The 23,329-nt window shown below is 39.9% G+C and carries 22 protein-coding genes, 3 tRNA genes and 2 pseudogenes; 10 read left to right on the forward strand and 17 right to left on the reverse strand.

Going from position 1 to position 23,329, the window contains the following annotated elements:
- The 3 genes from RHS_RS19130 to RHS_RS19140 form a co-directional block, all read right to left on the reverse strand.
- Positions 1 to 628: ATP-binding cassette domain-containing protein (locus tag RHS_RS19130; RefSeq protein WP_047834069.1), on the reverse strand; the 628-nt coding region annotated here is incomplete at its 3' end.
- Positions 629 to 773: 145 nt separating this feature from the next.
- Complete coding sequence (locus tag RHS_RS19135; RefSeq protein ID WP_395022986.1) at positions 774 to 1,631, reverse strand: sensor histidine kinase; 858 nt, start codon at positions 1,629 to 1,631, stop codon at positions 774 to 776.
- Positions 1,632 to 1,738: 107 nt separating this feature from the next.
- Positions 1,739 to 2,428, reverse strand: coding sequence for a response regulator transcription factor (locus RHS_RS19140; protein WP_044297296.1), 690 nt, complete (start codon positions 2,426 to 2,428; stop codon positions 1,739 to 1,741).
- Between the two features lie 238 nt (positions 2,429 to 2,666).
- On the opposite strand from RHS_RS19140, the gene RHS_RS19145 reads away from it, so the two are divergent.
- From RHS_RS19145 to RHS_RS19155, 3 genes are all read left to right on the forward strand, one after another.
- Entirely contained in the window at positions 2,667 to 3,245 is a 579-nt protein-coding gene (locus tag RHS_RS19145; RefSeq protein ID WP_047834071.1) for a DJ-1/PfpI family protein, read from the forward strand.
- Positions 3,246 to 3,264: 19 nt separating this feature from the next.
- Positions 3,265 to 4,176, forward strand: a complete 912-nt coding sequence (locus RHS_RS19150) for a YafY family protein (RefSeq protein ID WP_044297293.1) — start codon at positions 3,265 to 3,267, stop codon at positions 4,174 to 4,176.
- 85 nt (positions 4,177 to 4,261) lie between these two features.
- A complete protein-coding gene (locus RHS_RS19155; RefSeq protein ID WP_027293016.1) occupies positions 4,262 to 4,522 on the forward strand; it encodes a DUF3795 domain-containing protein in 261 nt (86 codons plus the stop codon).
- A gap of 255 nt (positions 4,523 to 4,777) precedes the next feature.
- Here RHS_RS19155 and RHS_RS31380 read toward each other — a convergent pair.
- A pseudogene (locus RHS_RS31380) lies at positions 4,778 to 4,897 on the reverse strand (DUF6783 domain-containing protein); the annotation flags it as partial.
- Here RHS_RS31380 and RHS_RS31385 point away from each other — a divergent pair.
- Both RHS_RS31385 and RHS_RS19160 read left to right on the forward strand, forming a co-directional pair.
- Positions 4,892 to 4,963 (forward strand): annotated as a pseudogene (locus RHS_RS31385) (DUF6783 domain-containing protein); the annotation flags it as partial. The pseudogenes RHS_RS31380 and RHS_RS31385 sit on opposite strands and share 6 nt — an antisense overlap.
- Positions 4,964 to 5,059: 96 nt before the next feature.
- Positions 5,060 to 6,130, forward strand: coding sequence for an FUSC family protein (locus tag RHS_RS19160; protein ID WP_047834072.1), 1,071 nt, complete (start codon positions 5,060 to 5,062; stop codon positions 6,128 to 6,130).
- 123 nt (positions 6,131 to 6,253) lie between these two features.
- Here the strand turns inward: RHS_RS19160 and RHS_RS19165 are convergent, their stop codons facing one another.
- Positions 6,254 to 7,027 carry a CAP domain-containing protein gene (locus RHS_RS19165; RefSeq protein ID WP_047834073.1) on the reverse strand — a complete coding sequence of 258 codons (774 nt, stop codon included), beginning with the start codon at positions 7,025 to 7,027 and terminating at the stop codon, positions 6,254 to 6,256.
- A 174-nt stretch (positions 7,028 to 7,201) separates the two neighbouring features.
- Positions 7,202 to 7,366, reverse strand: coding sequence for a CopG family transcriptional regulator (locus RHS_RS19170; RefSeq protein WP_330373893.1), 165 nt, complete (start codon positions 7,364 to 7,366; stop codon positions 7,202 to 7,204).
- A gap of 116 nt (positions 7,367 to 7,482) precedes the next feature.
- On the opposite strand from RHS_RS19170, the gene RHS_RS19175 reads away from it, so the two are divergent.
- Together RHS_RS19175 and RHS_RS19185 are read left to right on the forward strand one after the other, a co-directional pair.
- The gene (locus tag RHS_RS19175; RefSeq protein ID WP_027293012.1) at positions 7,483 to 7,704 is read left to right on the forward strand and encodes a hypothetical protein; all 222 of its coding nucleotides are present in this window, start codon (positions 7,483 to 7,485) and stop codon (positions 7,702 to 7,704) included.
- Between the two features lie 1,017 nt (positions 7,705 to 8,721).
- On the forward strand, positions 8,722 to 8,949 hold the full coding sequence (locus tag RHS_RS19185) for a hypothetical protein (protein ID WP_047834075.1): 228 nt from the start codon (positions 8,722 to 8,724) through the stop codon (positions 8,947 to 8,949).
- Positions 8,950 to 9,094: 145 nt separating this feature from the next.
- Here RHS_RS19185 and RHS_RS19190 read toward each other — a convergent pair.
- The 9 genes from RHS_RS19190 to RHS_RS19235 form a co-directional block, all read right to left on the reverse strand.
- Positions 9,095 to 9,167: transfer RNA gene (locus RHS_RS19190), tRNA-Gly, on the reverse strand.
- A gap of 20 nt (positions 9,168 to 9,187) precedes the next feature.
- Positions 9,188 to 9,258: transfer RNA gene (locus RHS_RS19195), tRNA-Gly, on the reverse strand.
- Positions 9,259 to 9,291: 33 nt separating this feature from the next.
- Positions 9,292 to 9,364: transfer RNA gene (locus RHS_RS19200), tRNA-Phe, on the reverse strand.
- Positions 9,365 to 9,529: 165 nt separating this feature from the next.
- Positions 9,530 to 11,740, reverse strand: coding sequence for a polyphosphate kinase 1 (gene ppk1 / locus RHS_RS19205; RefSeq protein WP_395022994.1), 2,211 nt, complete (start codon positions 11,738 to 11,740; stop codon positions 9,530 to 9,532).
- Between the two features lie 55 nt (positions 11,741 to 11,795).
- Positions 11,796 to 12,461 carry an HD domain-containing protein gene (locus RHS_RS19210; RefSeq protein WP_027294901.1) on the reverse strand — a complete coding sequence of 222 codons (666 nt, stop codon included), beginning with the start codon at positions 12,459 to 12,461 and terminating at the stop codon, positions 11,796 to 11,798.
- A 380-nt stretch (positions 12,462 to 12,841) separates the two neighbouring features.
- Positions 12,842 to 14,911, reverse strand: coding sequence for a beta-galactosidase (locus tag RHS_RS19220; RefSeq protein WP_047834077.1), 2,070 nt, complete (start codon positions 14,909 to 14,911; stop codon positions 12,842 to 12,844).
- 113 nt (positions 14,912 to 15,024) lie between these two features.
- A complete protein-coding gene (locus RHS_RS19225; protein ID WP_047834078.1) occupies positions 15,025 to 16,236 on the reverse strand; it encodes a helix-turn-helix domain-containing protein in 1,212 nt (403 codons plus the stop codon).
- Between the two features lie 36 nt (positions 16,237 to 16,272).
- Positions 16,273 to 17,034: an N-acetyltransferase gene (locus RHS_RS19230; protein WP_047834079.1), complete on the reverse strand. Its 762-nt coding sequence runs from the start codon at positions 17,032 to 17,034 to the stop codon at positions 16,273 to 16,275.
- Positions 17,035 to 17,165: 131 nt separating this feature from the next.
- Entirely contained in the window at positions 17,166 to 18,416 is a 1,251-nt protein-coding gene (locus tag RHS_RS19235) for a competence protein CoiA family protein (RefSeq protein WP_047834080.1), read from the reverse strand.
- 351 nt (positions 18,417 to 18,767) lie between these two features.
- On the opposite strand from RHS_RS19235, the gene RHS_RS19240 reads away from it, so the two are divergent.
- Positions 18,768 to 19,358, forward strand: a complete 591-nt coding sequence (locus RHS_RS19240; RefSeq protein WP_047834081.1) for a TetR family transcriptional regulator — start codon at positions 18,768 to 18,770, stop codon at positions 19,356 to 19,358.
- Between the two features lie 72 nt (positions 19,359 to 19,430).
- Positions 19,431 to 20,198, forward strand: coding sequence for a nucleoside phosphorylase (locus RHS_RS19245; RefSeq protein ID WP_047834082.1), 768 nt, complete (start codon positions 19,431 to 19,433; stop codon positions 20,196 to 20,198).
- Positions 20,199 to 20,257: 59 nt separating this feature from the next.
- Here the strand turns inward: RHS_RS19245 and RHS_RS19250 are convergent, their stop codons facing one another.
- On the reverse strand, positions 20,258 to 21,160 hold the full coding sequence (locus RHS_RS19250) for a GNAT family N-acetyltransferase (protein WP_047834083.1): 903 nt from the start codon (positions 21,158 to 21,160) through the stop codon (positions 20,258 to 20,260).
- A 161-nt stretch (positions 21,161 to 21,321) separates the two neighbouring features.
- Here RHS_RS19250 and RHS_RS19255 point away from each other — a divergent pair, with 161 nt between their 5' ends.
- The gene (locus RHS_RS19255; RefSeq protein ID WP_395022999.1) at positions 21,322 to 21,834 is read left to right on the forward strand and encodes a GNAT family N-acetyltransferase; all 513 of its coding nucleotides are present in this window, start codon (positions 21,322 to 21,324) and stop codon (positions 21,832 to 21,834) included.
- Positions 21,835 to 21,883: 49 nt separating this feature from the next.
- On the opposite strand, the gene RHS_RS19260 is transcribed toward RHS_RS19255, so the two are convergent.
- The coding region (locus tag RHS_RS19260) for a 3'-5' exonuclease (protein ID WP_047834084.1) at positions 21,884 to 23,329 on the reverse strand (1,446 nt) is incomplete at its 5' end.

Genomic DNA, 23,329 nt, shown 5'->3' on the forward strand with positions numbered 1-23,329 from the left:
CATCTGCCATCTGGGCAATTTCTTCATTATGTGTAATCATCACTACTGTCTGATGAAATTGGCTGCTTGTTAATTTTAGAAGTCCCAGTACATCTGCACTTGTCTTACTGTCCAGATTACCGGTAGGCTCATCCGCAAGAATAATTGCCGGTTTTGTTGCCAATGCCCTTGCAATTGCCACCCTCTGCTGCTGTCCCCCGGAAAGCATATTCGGCATATTTGTAAGCTTTTCTTCTAACCCCAGCATCTTTACTACTTTCTTAACATACTCCTCATCCGTTTTGTTTCCATCCAGCTGAATTGGAAGAATAATATTTTCATATACATTCAGTATGGGAACCAGATTGTAATTCTGGAAAACAAATCCGATTCTCCTTCTGCGAAATACCGTCAGCTTTTCATCGTTCATCTGGGATAAATCTTTATCTGCTACGATGACACTACCTCCCGTAGGCTTATCCAGACCTCCCAGCATATGCAAAAGAGTAGATTTACCGCTTCCGGAAGTTCCTACAACCGCTGCAAAAGCACCTTCTTCAATTTTTAAATTTACACCATCCAATGCCCGTACAACATTGGGTTCTTCTCCATAATACTTTGTAAGATTTTTTGTTTCTAATACTGTCATCCCTATTATCCTCCGCTTAATTATCATCTTTTCTCCATTGCCGGTCACAATTAAATGAGACGTTTCCTGATTGGATAATATAATCTTATCAGTGGATTGTTTCAAAACCCTCTCAATAGAAAAAGAAATAGTTTCAATTTTGAAACTATTCCTTCTCTTTAATCAGATACACTCCAAAACTGCTGCCTTCGCCCTCTCTGGACTTTACTTTGATAAATCCACCCTGGCTGCTGATAATCTGTCTGGATAAATACAGTCCTATCCCAATTCCAGGCTTTTTATGCACTTTAGGTTCACGGTAAAACCGTTTGAAAATATCATTGATATGATCATTTCCAATCCCAATCCCCGTATCTTCCACGACAATCTTTGTAAACATCTCAGATTCTTCTACCGTAATCCTGATTTTACCTTTATCCGGCGTATATTTCACTGCATTATCCAGAATGTTAAATAGTGCCTCAGTAGTCCATTTCCGGTCAAAAGCAGCCACTGTCTTCTTATCTGCCCTTATTTCAATATCTATTTCTTTCTTCTTAGCAGCCAGTTCAATACTATCCACAGACTCCATAATACAATCCATCACGAAGGCTTTTTCTTTTTTTAAAACAATCATATTATTTTCCAGCCTGGACATTTTCATTAGAGAACGCACCAAAAAATCCAGTTTTTCAATCTGCTCCTGCATCACCTTAAGAAACCGGTGCTCATCCTCACGGTTTAATTCATGATTCAGAATGGTATCTGAATACATTGTAATATTGGCAATCGGTGTTTTCAGCTGATGGGATATATCAGAAACCATCTCCTGGACAACTTTCTTTTGATTCCTGTTTTCTTCCACAGAAGCGCAGGTAATATCATAAAGTCTCTTTAGCATCATCTGAATCTTAGAAGAAAGCGTATCCTCATCCAGTTCAAAGCCGCCTACCCCCTCTCCCTTCAAAATGCATTCAATGCTTTGATATATCTGGTCGGTATAATTCACAAATTTTTTTCTCATTGCCAACCACATAAATATCATTCCCACGGCCAGGCATCCCACTGTAAGAACATATAAAACTATCCAATTTTGCACACTCAATTTATATTCCCCCTGTCTTCATTGATTTAATTATTTTTCCTGATTTCTTCCACTACCCATTGATATCCTACTCCATAAATGGTTTTAATATAGGAATACTTATCATCTGATATCTTAGATCTCAAACGGCTGATATTAATTGTCAGGGTATGTTCATCCACAAAATTTCCATCCGCATCCCACAGATCTTCCAACAGAATCTGCCTTGTAAGCACCTGGGTCTGGTTGCTGCAGAATTTGGTCAGCAGTTTAAATTCTGTAGGTGTCAAAACCAGAGGCCTGCCCTGCTTTAAAACGGTCTGCCTTTCAAAATGAATCTCCAGATTCCCGCAGTGCATAACCGATAATTTCTTCCCTTCACACCTTCTTAATATCGCCTGAATCCGCTGCAAAACGACTTTGATATTAAAAGGTTTTGTAATATAATCGTCCGCCCCTGCCTCAAACCCTTTTATCATATCCTCATCCATATCATTTGCCGTCAAAAATATAATGGGTACACTGCTTTTCTCCCGGATTTTCCTGCCAAGTGTAAATCCATCCCCATCCGGCAGATTTACATCCATCAGCACCAGTGCGAATTCTCTGTCATTTATCAGTTTCCACGCCCCATTTGCATCAAACGCCGGAACTGCCTCATACCCTTCCATCTGAAGGTTATAGCACAGTCCTGCATTCAGCATTTCATCGTCTTCTATTATTAATATTCCTTTCATCATTCACTCCTTATATTTCCGGGCCAGATACTTCCGGTTTTAACATTATTTGTTCCTTATTATTAGTTCCTTATTTGTTCCTTATTATTAGTTCCTTATTTGTTCCTTATTTTCTGTTTTGATTATACTATAAGTTTTCCTTCATTTGTACAGTATTCTTAAAGATCCATTCGAAAATGCAATTGCAATTAAATCACTGGTGTCGTATAATGAACAAAATATTATTTTAGGAGGCTCTATGAAAACTTTACTTTTTTTAGCAAAAGGCTTTGAAACAATGGAATTCAGTGTATTTATAGACGTTTTAGGATGGGCACGCAATGATTACGGATGTGATGTCACTGTCACTACCTGCGGGTTTCAAAAAGAAGTCTTAAGTACTTTTGGTGTTCCCGTGATTGTAGACACTCTGATTGATGAAATTGATCCTGATGATTACGATGCCCTTGCTATCCCCGGTGGGTTTGAAGAATTTGGGTTTTATGAGGAAGCTTATGATGAAAAGTTGTTACATCTTATCCGCTGCTTCGACGAAAAAGAAAAGCCCATCGCTTCTGTCTGCGTCGCTGCACTTCCCCTTGGAAAAAGCGGTATCTTAAAAGGGCGAAAAGGAACCACCTATCATCTCCGGGATGGATACCGCCAAAAACAACTGGAACAATTCGAAGTGGAAATCGTAAATGATCCCGTAGTAATCGATCGGAATGTAATCACCTCCTATTGTCCGCAGACCGCTGCCCAGGTTGCATTTTCCCTATTGGAGAAGTTAACATCCACAGAACAGATGGAGATTGTTAAAGCAGCCATGGGCTATTAAAATATTACGAGGTAGTAAAATGAAAATAGACAGGTTAATCGGTATTTTATCCATTCTGCTACAGAAAGAGAAAGTTACCGCGCCATATCTGGCGGAAAAATTCGAAGTATCCAGACGTACCATTAACCGGGATATTGAGGATATCTGCAAAGCAGGCATCCCCCTGGTTACTACCCAGGGAACCAATGGGGGCATTTCTATCGCTGAAGGATATAAGATTGATAAAACCCTGCTGACTTCCCGTGAAATGCAGTCTATTCTTACCGGTTTGAAGGGACTGGACAGTGTTTCCGGCACAAGAAAATACCGCCGGCTTATGGATAAATTATCTATAAAAAAGCGCTCTGTATATTCATCCAGCGACCATATCTTTGTTAATCTGGCATCGTATTATAAAGGTTCCCTTGCTCCCAAAATTGAATTAATTCAAAAAGCAATCGATGAATCCAGGCTCATTTCTTTTCAATACTATGCAAACAATGGTGAAAGCAGGCGTATTCTTGAGCCCTATCTGATTGTATTTCAATGGACTTCCTGGTATATCTGGGGATATTGTCTGCAAAGAGATGATATGCGGCTCTTCAAACTAAACCGCCTTTGGGATCTCACACTAGAGGATACTTCTTTTCTTCCAAGGGAACTACCGGAATACGAGGGTGATATTGAACATGCCTTTCCCGACCATTATCAGCTTCACGCCTTATTCCATCCCTCTGTAAAATGGAAACTAATCGAAGAATATGGCATTGACTGTTGTTCCGTAGCAGAGGACGGACGTCTCTCTTTCCGATTCGGCTTTGCCAATAAAGAAAACATGATCAGTTGGATCTTAAGCTTTGGAAATCTGGCGGAAGTCATTGAACCCGTTTTCATAAGAGATGAAATTTGTCAGATTATTAAAAAAATGAATGACATCTATTCCGCAACATGACATACAGTTGTCCTGTTGCTCCTGCTATAATACTTTCATAGTCAGATAACGTTCTGACCCTATAATACGAAAGGAGAAATTCAGCATGATTGAATCAAGATGCGGAATACTATGTTCTGCCTGTTCCTTTAAAAAGGATGGCATCTGTTCAGGATGTCTTCAGATTCAGAAACCATTCTGGGGGGATGCCTGCCCGGTAAAAGATTGCTGTGAGTCAAAGAAACAGGAGCATTGCGGGACCTGCAAAGAATTCCCATGTGACCTTCTGAACCAGTTTGCTTATGATGAAAGCCAAGGAGACAACGGACTCCGGATTGAGCAGTGTAAAAAATGGAAGAACAATTAGCAAAACCAGCAGTGCATACCTATTCTTACATCAGTATATACCTTATCTATCTGTAGTATATACCTTATCTATCTGTAGTACATACCTTACCTATCTGCAGTAACCAAATATGCTTATCTGTCGAAATCAGTACACCGCCGCCTGACTGCTGCTTTGTACTGATTTTTTTATTAACCATATATCCATTTTCCCTCTCTTCAGACCGCTTCCAAAATTTTCATAATTTCTTAAGAATTTAACGTGGTTGACAAATTTTTATTCCATGATATGGTAATAGTGGTTAATGATGTCATATGTACTTGAGCGTGTTTGAAAATTTATTCCTGCCATCTTCACGCCCCACTTTGCGGCATATTTGCCCCGAATTCAGGTTACGTAGCCCGCTACGCGCCCTTCATCCGGGACAAATCTCCCACAAACTGTGACGCACATCTGTCATAAAGCAATTTTAAAACGCGCTCTAGTCTGCAAAATTCTTAATAATTTCCAGATGGCAATTTTCAGTCTGCTGTCTCTGGTTCGAAAGGAGTATATAATATGAATACATATAGTGTAATGCGCATGGATACTGCAAAAGTAAAATCATTGATTAAAGATACCCGGGATAAAAAAGAAAAAATGCGATATAGCTTTGCATATGGGCTTAAAATTGTATCTACAGTTTTATTTTGCATGATTGTAGTCCTGCTGTTTACCGCACTGTTTGGCCCTGATAACAGTATTGTTGGTGTAATTACTGTAATTGCCGTGATGGTCTTTGAAAAAGCAGATCTGGGTATAAAGGCGAATCATGCAGCGTTAACCTTAATTGCCTCTTTTCTCATTCTGGCTGTTGGTCCGCAATTGGCTTCCAAGGTTTCTCCCGGAGCCGATCTTGTCATAAACCTAATTTGCATTATAACCCTTCTGATTTTATCCTGCCATAATATTATAATGTCTAACCACTCCACGATTATTCTTGGATACCTGCTGCTGATGGGCTATGACGTAACCGGAGATGCCTATCTGAAAAGGATAGCAGGACTTTTATTCGGTGGTATTATCGTCGCTGCTGTTTTCTATCACAAACACTACAAAATAATATACCGCCGTTCATTTAAGGACTTATTTAAAGAATTCAATTTGGGAACGCTGCGCACACAATGGCAATTGAAAATGGCATTGGGAATTTCCCTATCCCTGTTTCTTGCTGAAATTCTGCATTTTTCAAGACCTATCTGGGTGGGTATTGCCTGCATGTCACTGTTACAGCCCTTTACCCATGATCTGACGTTCCGTGCCTGCAGGAGAGCTCCATTTGTAATTATAGGCAGTATTGCATTTGGCGTCGTTTATTACTTTTTGCCGGATACTTTCATTCCTTTTATCGGAATTTTCGGCGGTCTGGTACTTGGATTATGCAGTTCATATAAATGGCAGAGCGCATTTAACTGTTTTGGTGCTATCTCCATTGTAGTTCCTCAGTTTGGATTAATAAATGCAATACTGTTTCGAATCATTAATAATTTATTTGGTACATTGTTCAGCATAGCATTTGATAAACTATTTACCTTATGTATCAATCTTGTTAACGTTATCAAAATCAAGGTTCTGGCTAATGCCACATAATTTTATTAAAAATACCCTGTAAAATTCTCTTCTGTCTGTAAGAGAATTTCACAGGGTATTTCAGGGGTTGTGTCTATGTCAATATCGTAATTAGGGGTCTATCTGCCAAAAAACATATAGAGATTAATAAGTAAATAACTGTGTCCAGTATCCTGTGCCATTACTGTTCACATGATAACCTACACCAATATACTTAAAGTTTTTATTTAAAATATTTGCACGATGTCCATCTGAATTCATCCAGCCGTTCATTACTTCTTCCGGACTTCTCTGTCCCCAGGCAATATTCTCACCTGATCCTCTGTAATCAACGCCATTTTCTGACAATACGGTACTAAAACTGCTGCCATTTGGTCTTGTATGAGAAAATGATTTTTCAATTTCTTTTGCACGTACCTGTGCTGCTGTCTGCAGGTTCACTTTTACTTCTAATGGAGCAAGTCCGGCTTTTGCACGCTCCTGATTTACCAGATCCGCAACTTTTCTGGCTGCACTGACATCCTGGCTTCCGTCTGTTTCCGGGGCATTAGTCTCTGGCGCATTCGTTTCCGGCGCATTTGTTTCCGGGACATTCGTTTCCGGCGCTTCTGTCTCCGGCGCATTTGTTTCCGGAGCATTTGTTTCCGGGGCTTCTGTCTCCGGCGCATTCGTTTCCGGCGCATTTGTTTCCGGGGTCTCTGTCTCCGGGTTATTAATATCAGGGCAATTTGTAATCTCCGAAATATTAATTCCCAGCTTTTCCAACTCAGCTTTAATGTCGCTGTTGGATATATCTATCTGTTGTACAATTGCACACCCATTTACTTTTGCCTGTTCCAGAGCCGCATTTAATTTTCCGGCATCCATATCCATTACAGGTGCCCCAATTATTGCAGTTGCTAATAATGCTGATAACATATTACTACCTCACTTTCTTATTTGTTACATTTGTGTTACGTTTATGTTACAAAACATATATTATCATAGTTGTCACATCAAGACAATGGTACTTTCTGGGATTGAAAAAAGGAACATTCCAATGTTCTGAAACGTTCCTTTTTTGATTACACTCTTAAAATATTGTGTATTACCTTATTTTTGATAATTCTCTTCACTTTTAAGATATCCTTTTAGTATGCGATTTATAAACTGGCTTAAAGAACGGTCTTCTTTCTCAGCCAGCTGCTTTAGCTCAACTATAATATCTTCATCCAGTGTAATACTTACTTTTGCTTTTAAAGGTTTCATTTCTCCCATTGCATACCACCTCATCTCCTAATATAGCATTATCTGCGATATAATATTGACTATTCGTATAAAATAGTATAAAGTAGTATTTATCAATATAAATATAAGGAGGATAACAACTATCGATGGATAACCATGTATTAGCAAGAAATCTAACAGATTTAGCCACTATGACAGATACCAGTTTTTATTTTCATTATTTACAGGCTTCCAGTGCATCGGAACTTTCCCGATTTATTGAATTAGTACCTGACTTCCTTAATGATGACATCGCGCAAAATCCCCATAACAAAGATACAGAATATGCAATACAACAGATATTGGAGAAATTTGAAAGAAGCGCATAACTTATATATTTAATGGAATATTTTTATAAATATCAGATACATAAAGGCAGCTGTCATACACCAGGGACATTCTAACGAATCTAACACCCTACCGTATTGCGGCTGCCTTTATCTTTCAAATTTTTACGTTCCCTTAAATCTCCTTATAAAGCATCTCAACTATCCCAGCTTTTTACTTTAATGCCCTTTATATTACCGTAACTTTACAATTATACATTATATTATCTGCATTCGCTGCTGTGACTCTGCAGCACAACTTTAGCCGTTACCTTTCCTTAGGCGTTGACAAACGCCGCAACGATCTCATTACTACTCCCATCCACGAATATTAAGACACACAGGAAAACGTGTCCGAAAGATGCTTGAACCTGACTGATTTTTCCAATATGCTGAATGCAGCCACTCAATTTTGGATTCGTAGCGAGGTTACATTACGATCCTGAAATTAAGGTTACAGACCGCTGATTGAAGCTGTCAGGCGGGTGCTCTTTACATTACATTTCTTATCCACTACCTGCCATGATCTGGATTAAAGACATTATAATATATTTTAATTCTGTTGTCACTGATTGTATTTTGGGGTTATATCTGATCTTTGCAGAATGACGGTCAATAAAAAGGCATGCACATACCGGAAACTGCTTACCTTTGTACTCTACTCTCTATCATCAAAGATTATCTATTTCTTAAATCTTTTTACGAGCGCAAAGCAAGCAAAAGACAAGATATGTTAAATAATCACATTAATACAGTGTGTAAAATTGAACAGATGCAAGGCAAAGACACAAGGTACTACGCCTATGTATGGACTGATGCAGCGCATAAAAAAAGAAATATTTTAAACACAAAAAGAAAGAAGACGTTGAACAAGATGTAGTAAATTTCTACAAAGAAAAAGAAAGGTCGGAACAAGTTACACTTTACTCAATCTATGATGAATGGTTAAATTACAAAATGTTACAATCAAATAGTAATAACAACGCCCAGCGGTTACACTCTGAATGGAAACGATACTACATGAATGATGAAATCGTGCATAAACCAGTCAGGGAGCTAACCTCACTCTACCTGGAAAAATGGGCATTGGAAAAAATAGAATCGAAACAACTAACACGGAAGCAATACAACAATATGGCTACCATTGAAAGGCAGCTGCTGGATTACTACAAACGAAAAGGATTCGTTGAAATCAATCAATATAAGGAATTTGAGATTAAATTAGATGAAATATACAAAACCAGTTAAAAAAAACAAGCCAGACAGAAATATTTTATGTTAACGAGCAAACAGATGTGGAAACATTAGCATAATGATATCTTTAATAAACAAGTGGAATAAAGTGGAATAAAAGAAAAAGCCCCGAAAACCTTAGTTTTCAGGGCAAAACAAAAGCGCGAGACGGGACTCGAACCCGCGGCCTCGACCTTGGCAAGGTCGCGCTCCACCAACTGAGCCACTCGCGCATAATCATCTTTCGATGAAAAGCGGGTGATGGGAATCGAACCCACGTATCTAGCTTGGAAGGCTAGTGTTCTACCATTGAACTACACCCGCATATGAAATTGTGTGTTGCTTTTGCTTTCGCAATGCCCAGAGCCGGAATCGAACCAGCGACACGAGGATTTTCAGTCCTCTGCTCTACCGACTGAGCTATCTGGGCTTAAAGACTGCTGTTCCTGTTGTTTGCTTTTCTGTATTTGTTCCGTTCAGCAACGTAGATAATTCTACAATGATTTCTAAGATTTGTCAATACTTAATTTGAATTTTTTTAAATTATTTCTAATGGAGGACCACAACGCTTTTAATTTCGTGGTCCTCCGGCATTTTACTGCTTATTTGTATGCTGGTAAGCAACCTGATAAAACAGCTTCTGGGAATCCAGCGCTACTTCTGATGCTGCCACTTTCTGATAGGAACCATCTTCCATTTGCTCTCTTGCTTTTACATTATCATTTAGCATTGTAATAAACATTTCATGTATTCTCACTTTTAGATGGGTATCATAAATTGGTACTGCTACTTCCACTCTGCGCAGTGTATTCCTGGTCATAAAATCAGCTGATGCTATATATATTTTTGCTCTTTCCCTGTCACCAAAAATATAGATTCTGGAATGCTCCAGGTATCTGCCAACGATGCTGATTATCTTTATCTGATCTGTCTGCCCCGGAATACGGGAACGCAGGCAGCAGATTCCCCGTACAATCATCTCTATCTTTACTCCGGCCCTTGATGCCTCTATTAGTTTATCAATAATTTTCTTATCTGTCAGGGAATTTAATTTTAGCCCGATATATGCCTGTTCGTTATTTTTTGCTGCACGGATTTCTTCATCCATCATTTCCAGTACTTTGTTTTGCAGGCATTTGGGGGCTATCAGAAGATGTTCTGCTGATTCCACTACTTCTCCCATAGCTAGTGCCTGGAAGACGCCGGCTGCCTCTATACCTATTCTGTTATCCGCAGTCATCAGGGATAAATCCGTATAGAGGCGGGCTGTTTTTTCATTATAGTTTCCAGTTCCCACCTGTGTAATATATTCAATCTGTCCTTCTCTTTTCCTGGTAATCAGACAAAGTTTGGAATGTACCTTTAGCCCGTCCACGCCATAGATGACATGGCATCCGGCCTCTTCCAGCCTTCTGGACCACTCTATGTTATTTTCCTCATCAAACCTGGCTTTTAACTCTACCAGGACATCTACCTGCTTACCGTTTTCCGCGGCTTCTACCAGGGCTCCAATGACTTCACTATGCTTAGCCAGGCGGTAAAGAGTCATTTTTATTGATACAACATAAGGGTCCTCCGCTGCCTGATTCAGCATCATAATAAATGGTCTGATGCTCTCGTATGGATAAGACAGTAACATGTCATGCTCCAGTATCTGATCGATGACCGGTCTTTTTTCATCTACAGCAGGTGATTTTTGAGGGATTCTTTTTTCAAAAAACAATTCGCTTTTCATTCTAAGCTGATCCTGAATCTGGAATACAAAAGAAAGATCTATTGGCGATTGGGACACAAATACCTGCTCTTTTTTTAATAACAGGTGTTCACACAGCTTAGCCGTCATCTTATGATCCAGCTCCCTGCTCAATTCCAGCCTTACGGGACAAAGTCTTCTTCTGAGTTTTACAACCTCCGCCATATGCTCCCGATAATCCAGATCTTCATCAAAGATACTATCTGCATCAATATCAGCATTTCTGGTTATCCGAATCAGAGACTTTGCACTCACCCGATATTTATTGAATACTTTTGGCAGAAAATGAAGGATTAATTCTTCTACCAGCAGGAAGCTTCCAGCTCTTCCCGGAATAGCCGTGAGTCTTCCGAATACTTCACTGCTGCAGGGAACAATACCAAATTTTTCACGGTCTGTTTTTGTTTCTAATACTGCTGCAGCATAGATCTCGTTATTTTTCAGAAATGGAAACGGCTGTTTTTTCCCTACCACCATGGTGGATAGAAGCGGCATAATCTCCTGTTCAAAGTAGCGCTCCAAATAATCAATTTCCCCAGTTGTCAGTTCTTTAACTTTGACCATTTGAATTTCTTCTTTTTCCAGAAGTAGCATTAATTCCTCATAAATCTGGTCTTTTGCTTTTCCCAGCTCCCTGACCCGTTTGAAAATGGCCTCCATCTGCTCCTTACTGGTCATCTGCGTTTTATTTTCCCTGATTTCTTTTGATAAAAGCATCTGGTCATGTAGGGAACCTACCCTGACCATAAAAAATTCATCCAAATTGCTCTGAAAAATGGACAGAAAAGTAAGGCGCTCACAAGTGGGCACCTTTGGATCAGCAGCTTCTTCTAATACACGTTCATTAAATTTCAGCCAGGATAATTCCCGGTTTTCAAAGCAAGACATCTCATTTCCTTTCATATCTTTATCTTTTATGTCTTTATGTTTTTTATCTTTATCTTTCATGTCTTTATCTTTCATGTCTTTATCTTTTATGTCTTTATCTTTCATATCTTTATCTTTCGTATCTTTATATTTCATATCTCTATCTTTCATGTCTTTATCTTTCATGTGGCTCACATCCTCATTTTCTTATCTCTTGTATATGACCTCTCACATTTGCAGTTTAACAGACTTTATGACCATTCGCTGTCAGCTTAAACTTCGACCCCAGCATTTCGGCTGCACGCTTGCACATCAGCATCCGCTGCAAAAAGATTTCAAAATAATCCATAATTGAACAAATACTTTCATCCAGTTCCACACTTAGCTGGATTGTCTTTGTCTCAGTCTGAATGGTCAGTTCTGAAGTAACTGCTGCATAGTTTACCCGGTCGTGTTTATCAAAACTTTCTTTCACTGCATTTCTCACACGGTTCCTTCTAACATCTGTCTTATCAGCTAATATGACAGCAGCTGATACTGCATCTACTGCCGTTCCTGTCTTCTCATCATGCTGCCCTATGGCACTGACAATCGTAGCTGCATCTTCCGGCGGAATATCGTACTGGCGAAGCAGTGTAAATGCCATAATTGCACCGCTGTGGGCATGGTCATTCCGATTGATACTGTTGCCGATATCATGCATATAACCGGCAATCTTAGCAAGTTCAATGTCCTTTTTGCTATAGCCCAGTTCTTTTAAAATTCTTCCGGCGATCTGCGCTACCTTTACTGCATGACTCAGAGAATGCTCCGTATATCCCAGCACACCCAGATTGTCATTTCCCTTTTTTATATATGCTCTTATTTCTTCTGATTCCTTGATTTTCTTATAGGTAATCTGCTCCATATATCTCCTTTGTTAATAGTACAGTATTGCGTAAATAACTGCGGATACCTGATATCCGCACATGTTATCTGCAGGATCCTGCACCCATTTCACTGCAGCCGCTTCCAGTATCTGCCGTTAACTGTGCTTTCGGGATAACACGCTGCACTATGTATCATAGCAGTACAGATTTTCTTTCTCTATCCGGGCTTGGTTAAGAATATGTAAAATATGTGTAATGTTACTGATTCTTTTATTACTTAACATTATCTCCAGTTTTCTCTTCGGCAAACCATCAAATACCTGATAAGTTTGTATATTCTTGGCTTTCTGCCCTGTCTTAACGCAAAAAAATATGCTATGCATATTACCGCTGATAATAGCAAAGCATATTTTAGAATTTAGTCTTTGGAGCCCTCTTCTACAATTGCTGCCCCCCAGGGTTTCAGATTAATCATCTCTCCCGGTTCCACAGAATTATGATTTAACAATTCTACCCCCTTGGGATGACTGTATTCTACCGTTCTTTCTTCCGGTGAATAATTAAAATAATAACGGATTTCTTTTCCCTGCTGGTTTATCCCGCTTCGGATTATAATAGGAAATGCTACTTGTTGATCCGCTGTCCACAGGCCTGCATTTTGATACGTATATTTAATAATATTTTTCAATACTTCCGCTGATGTCATACATCCAATATAAACTGCAGTCCCTTTTCCGTATCCATTAACCGTAACAGCTGCGTATTCATTCCATGCCGCATGCTCGTACGAAGCAAGCACTTTTGCGGTATCCGTTTTTAATAATTCCATAAACCCATTCACTTCCAGATTCGGTTGCTGATTTAATTTATCTTCCGGTATTACGTTCTCCAGCATGTCATTATCCGGCATCTTATTTTTCAACCGCACATTTTTCGGAAAGGTAAATTGACTGTAGTTTACGCCCAGACATTTACTGAGAATCCCAGGCTGCTGTTCAGTGCGTACTTTTACGTTCTCATCTGTAAAACCGCTCTTAAACGTAGTGACCAGATGGCCGCCCTGGTCCACAAAGGAATTGATCCTCTCTAAAAGAACTGACGGTGCACTGTAAAGTGCCGGAACGATCAGTACCTGATACTGCTCCAGATTATCGGATTCCGGAAATATGAAGTCACACTCTATATTGCTTTGATACAGTACATCATAGATCCAGCGAACCACATCATTATAATAAAGTTTTGGCGCCGTGGATGCTCCCATGTCAATCGGGAACCATTTCAGTGCTGTCAGGGATTCATTACTTACCAGTATTGCCGTCTTATTCTGCTTCTTTAAATTTACCAGCTTTGTCCCAATCCTTTTTAGCTCATTGCCTATAATTCCCGCTTCCTGATAGGTTGCATTTTCCTTAAAATCATGACTGAGCAACCCTTTCCAGTAAGTTTCCATAGAATTATGAATGGAGTGCCAATGCCAGTACATCACTGCATTTGCACCGCTGGCGAGGTGGCTGTAAGCCTGGAGCCGCAGCTGCCCGGGATAGGGCACCCAGCATGGAAATCCCTGAGCTTCGGTCTCCAGCACCAGATAATTATCCTGTTTAAGAGATCTGGTAGAATCCCCGCCAAAAGCAATTTCTGCACCGGTCAGATCGTCCTGGGTAGGATGGTAAATATCGGTTCCTGCCACGCTCAGGCATTTCGCTGCCTGGTAATGATTTACATCGGGCTGTACCCCATAAGAATACCCTCTCCATTCAAAATCAAAGTTTTGTGTAACAAACTGATTCTCTCTTTTATACTCTGCAACAATGTGCGACTGCCATTCCAGAAATTCCACCACAAGAGACCTCTGGAATTTCTCAAACTCCGCTCCCAGGCTTCCATTAATTGTGCCTCTGACATCCGGAAAGTCTTCCCAGGCATTAATACGGTTACTCCAATAATCCAGACCAAATGCCTGGTTCATAGCTTCCAGATCATTGTGAAATTTATTTCTTAAATACTTTACAAACCGCTCCTGTACATTTTTTCCGGCAGTTCCATAATACTTGGTTTCATTGTCCAATTGATAGCCAATCACGCATTTGCGCTTTGCAGTACACTCCATCAGCTTACGGATAATACGTTCGGAATAAAAGAGATAGACCGGGTTGGTAATATCCATAATCTGTCGTGGTCCATACATTCCTTTACCTTTAACAGTAGTTGCCAGTACATCCGGATAAGCTTTTACCATCCAGGTCGGCACTGCATAGGTGGGGGTGCCAATGATTACAGATATGCCGGCTGCTTCCATAGCATCCATCACCCGCTCCACATGGGTAAAATCAAAAACGCCGTCCTGGGGTTCACAAGTACTCCAGGTAGATTCGGCAATCCTGACCACATTAATTCCCGCCTGCTTCATCATTTTAATATCCTGATCCAGCCGTTCCACGGGCATATACTCATCATAATAAGCCGCTCCATAAAGTATCTGATCCATAAAGAAAACCTCCTGTATAATATCATTTTCTGATATTTTACCAGACTGCATTTCCAATATATATCACAAATCTTGTATAAATACTATTAATCTTATATTTACACGCCTGAAATCTACTTTTGCAAGCAAATGTCATTCCCCATAACTGCAAATCTCTTTCGATACTCCCCCGGAGTCATCCCGGTAACGTCCTTAAAAACCTTCCCGAAATGGCTTTGGGAATGAAATGCAAAGTAATACCCGATTTCTTTGGCTGAATAATCGGTATAACGCAGCAGATTTTCACTTAGTTGAATCCGATTCTGCATAATATAACGCTGCAGGGTGATTCCCTCCGTCCGGTGAAACAAATCCGAGAGGTAATCTGCATGAATTCCCAATTCCATTGCCATATCCTGCACACTGATTTTCACATGCATATTTTTAAAAATGTAATCTTTTGCACGTTCCACCAAAGGATTGATGTCTCCTTTTTGCTTCACTTCCCACACCTGGAAGGCAAAATTGTACTCTGCCTTTCGCATCAGGGCACCTATTTCCATTACGCTCCCCATATCTTCTATTTTCTGAATGTAACCATCAACCATGGTAAATGCAAGCTCTGGAAGTATGCCCCCCTCAATTGCAGCTCTGGATGCAAGTGTAATGACACAAATTGCCAGATTTTTTGCCTGTCGCAGCTCGCTTCTGGCAAGTTTGCCCACTTTGCCGGGATAAGTTTCCGCCAGGCTCTTTTCCAGCATCATGCAGTCTCCCTTTCGAATGCTGTCCATTTCCCGTACTTCCTGACTGTATGGGTTATGGGCAACTGCCCTCTCCTGCCGGTCAAATATTTCATCTGATATTTGTTTTGTGGAACCAGCCAGGCTTTCTTCTTTTAATCCATTCCTCTGCCAAAGCTCATAACGGGAAATTTCCTGATTATTTAATAATCCGTTTAACATTAAAATGCCCGCACCAAATGTCTCCATATCCACTTCACCCACACGATAAGCTTCTTCGTGATTCATTTTGTGCTTTCTTGCCAGGCTGCGGCTCACATCTCTTCCGGCACGGCCTGTGCAGACCGGTCCTGCCACGTAGGCATTATCACGGGAATCCCAGACGATTCCATATAAAATCTGACACGGCTCCTGAATAATTAAGGGTACGCCTGTCTGCTCTGTCTTCCGTAATTCCATCCGAAATGAGCTATCGCAGACCAGAGGATCCTCATGATCCTCCATGCCGCCATAGCTCATTATTATCGTACCATTTTTATCCATAACACGAATCGGTGCATGTATCATAGTTACCAGCTGACTGCAGGTATATTCTATTGACATTCCTTTTCCTCCTGTGATGCAGCAGTTGCTCTGTTATTATAACATACCGTGGTCTTCTAAAAATTTTAAAAACTTTTTTTCACTCAGTATCTCGTTTGTGACAAATTTTCCCTCATGGAAAAAGCTGTATGTCGTAAATGGAGAGGGTGCATTTTGAGCCTGCTGTGTTGTTTCTATTTTACACAGTTTGACATCGGTACCGTGCTCTCTTGCTATTTTCTGAATGAAAGGTGCATATTTATCCGTATGAGGACATTGATTGGTATAGTAGAGCACCATGCCCTTTTCATCTGTCTCTCCTGCCTTTGCGCATTCCTTAAACCCGGGAACCGGTGCATTTTCTTTTAATGGTAAATATAAAAGCTCATAATACGGTGCTGCAGTATCGGCAGTCAAAAACCCTTTGTACTTTAAATACTTGGGGTCGGATAAAAAAGGCATTTTCTTCTTTGCTGATAATACCGTTACACCATTCATTTTCTTTTCCCGTGCTTCTTGGATACAGGATTCCAACAGTTGATCAGCATACCCCTGTCCTTTGAACTGACCGGATACCCAAAAGCAGTTAATATGCAGATAATTGGGAGCTTCCATCGGTAACCACGCTTTTTCAGCCGGAATATATTCTATAAAGACTTTTCCTCTTTCATTTAGTTTACGAAATACCAAACCATCTGCAAATCGTTCCTTCATCCATGCTTTCTTAGATGATACGCAGGTTTCCCCTTTTTTATCTGAAATTGCACAGCAGATATGCTCCTTATCAATATTTTCTATATTTACCGTTATTAATCCCATCGCCCTGTCTCCTTTACCTGATACATTTATTTGTGGTGTCTTATCGTTTTCTTGTTTTATAACTATAGTTTACGACACAGAATATGACAACTGTGTGTCATATTATAAATTATTACCACAGACTTTTAAACTCAGCCTCTCTTATAGCAATGCCAGGAATATATTTTCAATTCGGAATTTATTTTTTCTATGGCTTTTGATATGAGCAGCTCCTGTTTTTTTCTATCCTGGATATTCTGCAGTTTCAAATTCAGACTTTCCAGATAGGACTTCCGGTTTGTACTTGCTTTTGGCAGCATGGCTTCGTTCCCTTTCAACTGGGGCAGATCCCAGGATTCTCCAATCGCCGTCATTCTTACTGTCAAAGGTCCGTCTTTAGAAGTCAGACTGCGCCTGTGGAGCTTATCATCCAGCGTACCCTGTCTGGGCGTTCCATCCTTTTCAAAGTTTTTTCCGCCGTCCCTTCTGATTTCTCTTTCCTTCACCGCTTCCATATGCAGCCTTTTATGTTCCCGATTGACCTCAATTACTTCTCCTGATTTTTGAACAATTTTCTGTACGCTCTCTTTTTCTGCTTCCCGCTCCCGGTAAGGATTTTTATCAAATATTCCGGAGTCAGCATTATACTGATACGCCCTTTTCTTACTTTTTAAAATTTCTTCCACATCTTCTATAAATTGGTTTTTACAGGTTTCAAATGGGCAGTTTATTTTACCCGACGGATCTATGGTTATCTCTTCCAGTTTAAAAGATTTTGTAAATACCCTTTCTGACTGATTAAAAGGTATGGTACAACGCTGCTTCAGCCGTATCTCCTGATCTTCCATATCCAGCAGCAAAATAATTCCCTGATTAGAATAGATCAGATATTCAAACGTTGCCAGCACATCATCTGCATATTTTTTCCCATTTAAAAACCAGAGATCCATAATTCCCTCTTCTTTATAATACGCATGTTTCTTTTCCCACAATTCCAGTTTTACATCCTGTCCTGCATATTCCAATACCATTTTCATATTCCCATCTTTTATAAATATATCCGATATATATTTACCGCCCTGACGGCTGCATGTAATCTCTGCATTGGGAAAACTTCTCTTCGCTGCCTGAAACAGCAGCCGCCTTGCCAGCAGATGCCGGCTCCCCTGCCCATTGGTGCGGACGGGACAATTCGCATTTTCATGGTGCCGGAAATAAGGTTCCACTTTATTCCCCGCACATAAAACCAGGTATTCTCCGCAGTCCGGACATACAAACTCATTGTTCTGGCTTGCTTTTCTCATTTTCAGCCTGGTTTCTTCATAATAATTTCCCTGGGCATCTTTTAACTCATAGACACACCACAGCTCGTTTTTATAGCAGGCATTTTCCTGTGTTATCATAACGTTCCTCCTCACAAACAATCTCCGGTAATAAATGCTGCGGTTTTGAAAATATATAAAAATATTCTTACTTTCTAATTTAGCACACCACTCTCGCAATATCAATAAACCTGAATATTTTTACGACTTATTTTTTATATATTTTGTGTCGTATATCTCCCTATATTTTATTTCTGATATTCCTCTTGACATTGCGACACACGTGTCTTATAATTCTTTTAAGAGACACGTGTGTCGCATTATTAAATTCATAATAACCAAAGATTGATCTAATGATAAAGAAAATCGCGCTTTCACACTACTAATTTAGGAACAGCACAAGCCGGCTTGCGCTATTCAGGGGGTATAAACATGAATAGAAGAGGAACCGAAACCCGCAGACTAATTCTCAAGAAATCATATCCGCTTTTTGCGGAAAAGGGTTTTAAAGAGGTCACCATGAAAGATATCTGTGAATGTACAGGACTCAGCCGCGGCGGGCTATACCGCCACTACGACAGTACGTCCCAGATATTTGCTGAAATATTAGAAGAACTATTAAAACGCCAGGAAGATGAATTTTCAGAAAAAATCAAGAAGAAGGAATCTGCAATCTGTATTCTTAACGACGTTCTGGAACGTTACCGCCTGGAAATGTTGGATTCCGGTAATTCGCTAAGTGTAGCCATCTACGAATTTTACAGCCTTCCCCAGCCAGAACATATTCCAAATGCCCTGTTGGAACAATATCTGCTGTCTAAAGAAATGTGGAGCAGATTAATCCAATATGGGATAGAGCAGCAGGAATTCAAACAGGTGGATATTCCGGCTGTATTTGATCTGATTGTATTTTCTTATCAGGGTGTACGAATGTACAGCCGTCTTATGCCCCTTGACAAAGATATTCCGGACCGCATTGTAAGACAAATAAAAGAATTACTTCTGCCGCCTGAAGGCGCATGATACAAAACAAATTCAAAACAACTTTAAAACAACCTAAAAACAATTTCATTTCACTGAATAAGGAGGATTATTATGGCAGTAATTTTGGAAAAATTTGATTCATCCAAGACCGCATTTATCAATCCCTGTGATTTTATAAAACCCATAGAGCATTTTCCCGGGATCTGTATCTCCACTTTTTCTAATGATATTATCGAGAAGTTTGCCTCAAGAGATGGGGTGGAGGTAATTGCCCATCTGTACTCAGCTAACGGAACACTGCCCGTATATAAGACCAGTTATGGCGGCGTGGATATTGCGTTCTATCTTTCCAGAGTTGGTGCTCCCGCCTGCGTTGCAGGCTTTGAAGAAATAGTCGCCATGGGTGCGCAGAAATTTGTATTATTCGGGTGCTGCGGTGTCCTGGATGATACTGCCGTAGGATCTAAACTCATCGTTCCTACTTCTGCTGTCCGTGACGAAGGCACCAGCTATCACTATGCTCCGGCTTCCTTTGAGCTGTCTGCTGAACGATGGACAACTGATGTACTGACCTCTTGTCTGGATAGATTCGGATGCTCCTATGTAAAAGGAAAAATCTGGACCACAGATGCCATATACAGAGAAACACCGGACCGCATTGCCCAGAGAAGAGAAAATGGCTGCATTGGTGTGGAAATGGAATATGCCTCCATGCTGGCTGTTTCACAATTCCGAAATATCCCTTTCATCCAATTTTTATATGGGGCGGATAACCTGGATTCCGATTGCTGGGAACCGCGGGATCTGGAACTCTATGGCCTGTCAAATGCTGAAAAATACATGGCACTTGCATTTGAATGCGGCCTTGCACTTGTCTGAAAATTGCTTTCTGACACGCTCTTGCACTGTAAAACTGCCGGTACAGTTTCTATACACTCTCAGGTATGTGATAATACCGGAAACATACATTTTTTCTCCCGGAAAAACACCGCATCTTTTCCTTTACCGAATAATAAGGTCTCTTCCTCCTTTACTTCATCAATCCTAAATCCCTCTTTGTCCTCTGGCGTAAACATTAGCTTAACCTGTGTAATGGTTTCATTCGCCAGCATCTCTATAACCTGTGATAATGATACTTTTTTCTGACAAAATACTTCCGCCAGAATCAGCGTATCATCCTGATACTCTGCAAACACAAGCGTATCCGCCTCTTCTATATAGTAAAGCTGCTCTCCATAAAACATCATTGCATAAAACATGTACAGTTCTACGTTGTTAACCATTGTCAGGCTGGAGAATGGATTTTCCAACTCCATATATTTCATTGCCAGCACTTTGTCTTCAGACCTGTTCAGATCCAGCTTCCTTATATTTATCGGATTCTTATTTTGCTGACCTCTCATGATTTCTTTTGAATAATAGTACTGTGTTATTTTCTCAAATCCATATTTGGGATAAAAATCTAAAACGGTATCATTTGCAAATAGATAGATCAGATCAAATCTGTCCCTGTACTCTTTCAGTACTTTTTCCATTAATAGCTTTGCAAATCCCTGTCCTCTGTATTTCTTTGCCGTCATTACCGTTCCCAGCTGGAGGTAAGTCTTACGCTGGCCAAATACATTCAATTCCATAATATTTGCCGATATATTAGCTGCTATTTCCCCCTCACACATAACCACATACGGCACATGCTGTTTCTTCCAGAAGCCCTCCTGATACCATTTTTCAAACTGAAATCCAAAAACAGATTTGGTCAGGCTGTTATAGGCACTGCGCATATTAGCATCGTGAGGGTCGACAATTTTTATTTTCCATCTCTTTTCTATTGGTATACTCACTTTATACTCCTCCTGTTATCCACACGAATTCTATATTTGTAATAATTTGTTTTATTATACCTTATAATCATCGCCGGGACATCCATTATTGTATAATTTGTTCTTTTTCTTTTATGCATTCATTGTTATAATAAGCAAAAAAGAACTGTTAAGGAGATAACATGGAGATACGAAATACTGCACCTGATATCAGGCCCGACAAGGGGCTATCAATCGAATGGGATCATATTAAATTGATGGAATATAACTGGAAACTGCAAAAAGATCTTCTCCAATTCCTGGAGAATTGTATGCCCGAATCAGGAAGAACTTTTGAACCCCTGGGAAGGCACCAGGCAGTAAATGATATTCCAAATTCTTATGATGCTTTCTGGTATCTGACAGATGGCGGTCAGATTATAGGCACCGTTGCTGTTAAAAGTCTTTCTCCCGATACCTGCGAACTGAAAATGATGTATTTGTACAGCGCCTGCCAGGGAAGGGGCTTAGGCCAGAAGCTTTTAACTCACGCGATCCGCTATTCTGCTGCGCAGGGATATAGGAAGATGTTTCTGGATACAACACAGGAAAGCCGATCTGCTATATCCCTATACCAAAAAAACGGATTCCATGAAATTTCCCGTTATAATAATAATCCGTATGCTGATGTATTTATGTTGAAAGATCTGTGCTAATCAGTTCACATTAACCAGTACTACAGTGAACAATTCCAGCTTGAATTGTTCACTGTAGCACTAATTTTGTAAATGAACCCTGGCATGTAAAATCCAGCTTATGCATCGCTCTTGTACATGCCACATACAAGAGGTTTCGATCCCACTCCATTCTGTAGTTCTCCCAATTGGCAAATGGTACTGTAACCTGGTCGAATTCTAATCCTTTTGATACGGGAATAGTGGTGACGGTTACTCCGTTTTCAAACTTCGTACTGTTCAAATCTAAATAATGCACTTCACAGTCAGAAGCAAGTTCTTCATATAATAAGGCTGCCTGTGTCTGTGTTTTGCATAATATTCCCATAGAGCCATAACCTTTTTTATGAAACTCATCAATCTTCGTTTTTATAATGGCTATTTCTTCCTCCAGGTTCTGACAGCAGCTAATCGTCGGCTGATCTCCGTGTCTCTCAAATGCCTCTATCTTCTGATTATTTTTAATCCGTCTGGCAAATGCAATAATTTCATAAGTAGAACGATAGCTTTTATTCAGCTCTATAAATTCTGCATTTTTATACAATCTGCAGAAAATCTCACGGGAACACATATTGGAAGGCACCAGTGACTGTCCAAAATCACCCAGTATTGTTTTTTTACAACGAAACAACCGATTGATCACTGCATATTGTACCGGGGTATAGTCCTGCATTTCATCAATTACCACATGCTGAACAAACGAGTATTCACCAATCCCTTCTATTGATGATTTCAAATACAGATAAGGATAAACATCCTCCCATTCCAGAGTATCTTTCTGCTTCATCGAAAACCAGCTTTCTTTTTGAATATATTTATAAAAATCTGCATAAAGAGAAAGTGTACTGTCGGCCAAAAACATAGATCTGAGCTTTTTCCCAATCTCATTCTGACTGGGCAAATTATCCCGCCCTAAGTTTTTCGATTTAAATACCTCCCATATATCCTCTGCTATCTGCTTAAACCGCTCCATTACCGGAAGATAGCTGCAGGCATGACAGCGGTCAGCAATGTATTCTCTGGAAATAAAAAATTCCCCAAATCTGCAGTCTTTTATTTCAAAATACCTGTCAACGGCATAGCGCAGATATTTATCCAGAAGAGCCAGCATTTCCTCTGAACCTTTAAAATTCAGTCTCTTTACATCCTCTGCGTTCTCATTCTCTATCTCTATCCACGATATATTTTTCGTAAAATTGATCTTCCCGTTTAATTCCTCTGCAGCTATCTCTGCAAAACTTAGTTCCATGATAGGTTCTTCCCCTAACTCCGGAAGAACATTAGAGATATAATCTGCAAATACTTTGTTTGGAGAAATAATCACAACATTTGAAGCAGACAGTCTTTCCTTATTTCGATAAAGCAAATACGCTACACGATGCAGGGCAATTGAAGTTTTCCCACAGCCTGCAACTCCCTGGATAATTAATACTTCCGCCTTTTCATTACGAATAATCCGGTTTTGTTCTTTTTGAAT

This window comes from Robinsoniella sp. RHS, from assembly GCF_001029355.1.
In the GTDB taxonomy this organism is placed as follows: domain Bacteria; phylum Bacillota; class Clostridia; order Lachnospirales; family Lachnospiraceae; genus Robinsoniella; species Robinsoniella peoriensis.

Coding starts and splice junctions, on each gene's coding strand:
- RHS_RS19245 (WP_047834082.1), top strand. CDS start 19,431: ATGGCAGTAATTTTGGAAAAATTTGATTCATCCAAGACCGCATTTATC.
- RHS_RS19155 (WP_027293016.1), top strand. CDS start 4,262: ATGATTGAATCAAGATGCGGAATACTATGTTCTGCCTGTTCCTTTAAA.
- RHS_RS19140 (WP_044297296.1), bottom strand. CDS start 2,428: ATGAAAGGAATATTAATAATAGAAGACGATGAAATGCTGAATGCAGGA.
- RHS_RS19230 (WP_047834079.1), bottom strand. CDS start 17,034: ATGGGATTAATAACGGTAAATATAGAAAATATTGATAAGGAGCATATC.
- RHS_RS19135 (WP_395022986.1), bottom strand. CDS start 1,631: ATGAGAAAAAAATTTGTGAATTATACCGACCAGATATATCAAAGCATT.
- RHS_RS19170 (WP_330373893.1), bottom strand. CDS start 7,366: ATGGGAGAAATGAAACCTTTAAAAGCAAAAGTAAGTATTACACTGGAT.
- RHS_RS19165 (WP_047834073.1), bottom strand. CDS start 7,027: ATGTTATCAGCATTATTAGCAACTGCAATAATTGGGGCACCTGTAATG.
- ppk1 (WP_395022994.1), bottom strand. CDS start 11,740: ATGAAAGATAAAGACATGAAAGATAGAGATATGAAATATAAAGATACG.
- RHS_RS19240 (WP_047834081.1), top strand. CDS start 18,768: ATGAATAGAAGAGGAACCGAAACCCGCAGACTAATTCTCAAGAAATCA.
- RHS_RS19175 (WP_027293012.1), top strand. CDS start 7,483: ATGGATAACCATGTATTAGCAAGAAATCTAACAGATTTAGCCACTATG.
- RHS_RS19220 (WP_047834077.1), bottom strand. CDS start 14,911: ATGGATCAGATACTTTATGGAGCGGCTTATTATGATGAGTATATGCCC.
- RHS_RS19235 (WP_047834080.1), bottom strand. CDS start 18,416: ATGATAACACAGGAAAATGCCTGCTATAAAAACGAGCTGTGGTGTGTC.
- RHS_RS19160 (WP_047834072.1), top strand. CDS start 5,060: ATGAATACATATAGTGTAATGCGCATGGATACTGCAAAAGTAAAATCA.
- RHS_RS19145 (WP_047834071.1), top strand. CDS start 2,667: ATGAAAACTTTACTTTTTTTAGCAAAAGGCTTTGAAACAATGGAATTC.
- RHS_RS19225 (WP_047834078.1), bottom strand. CDS start 16,236: ATGTCAATAGAATATACCTGCAGTCAGCTGGTAACTATGATACATGCA.
- RHS_RS19210 (WP_027294901.1), bottom strand. CDS start 12,461: ATGGAGCAGATTACCTATAAGAAAATCAAGGAATCAGAAGAAATAAGA.
- RHS_RS19150 (WP_044297293.1), top strand. CDS start 3,265: ATGAAAATAGACAGGTTAATCGGTATTTTATCCATTCTGCTACAGAAA.
- RHS_RS19255 (WP_395022999.1), top strand. CDS start 21,322: ATGGAGATACGAAATACTGCACCTGATATCAGGCCCGACAAGGGGCTA.
- RHS_RS19185 (WP_047834075.1), top strand. CDS start 8,722: ATGAATGATGAAATCGTGCATAAACCAGTCAGGGAGCTAACCTCACTC.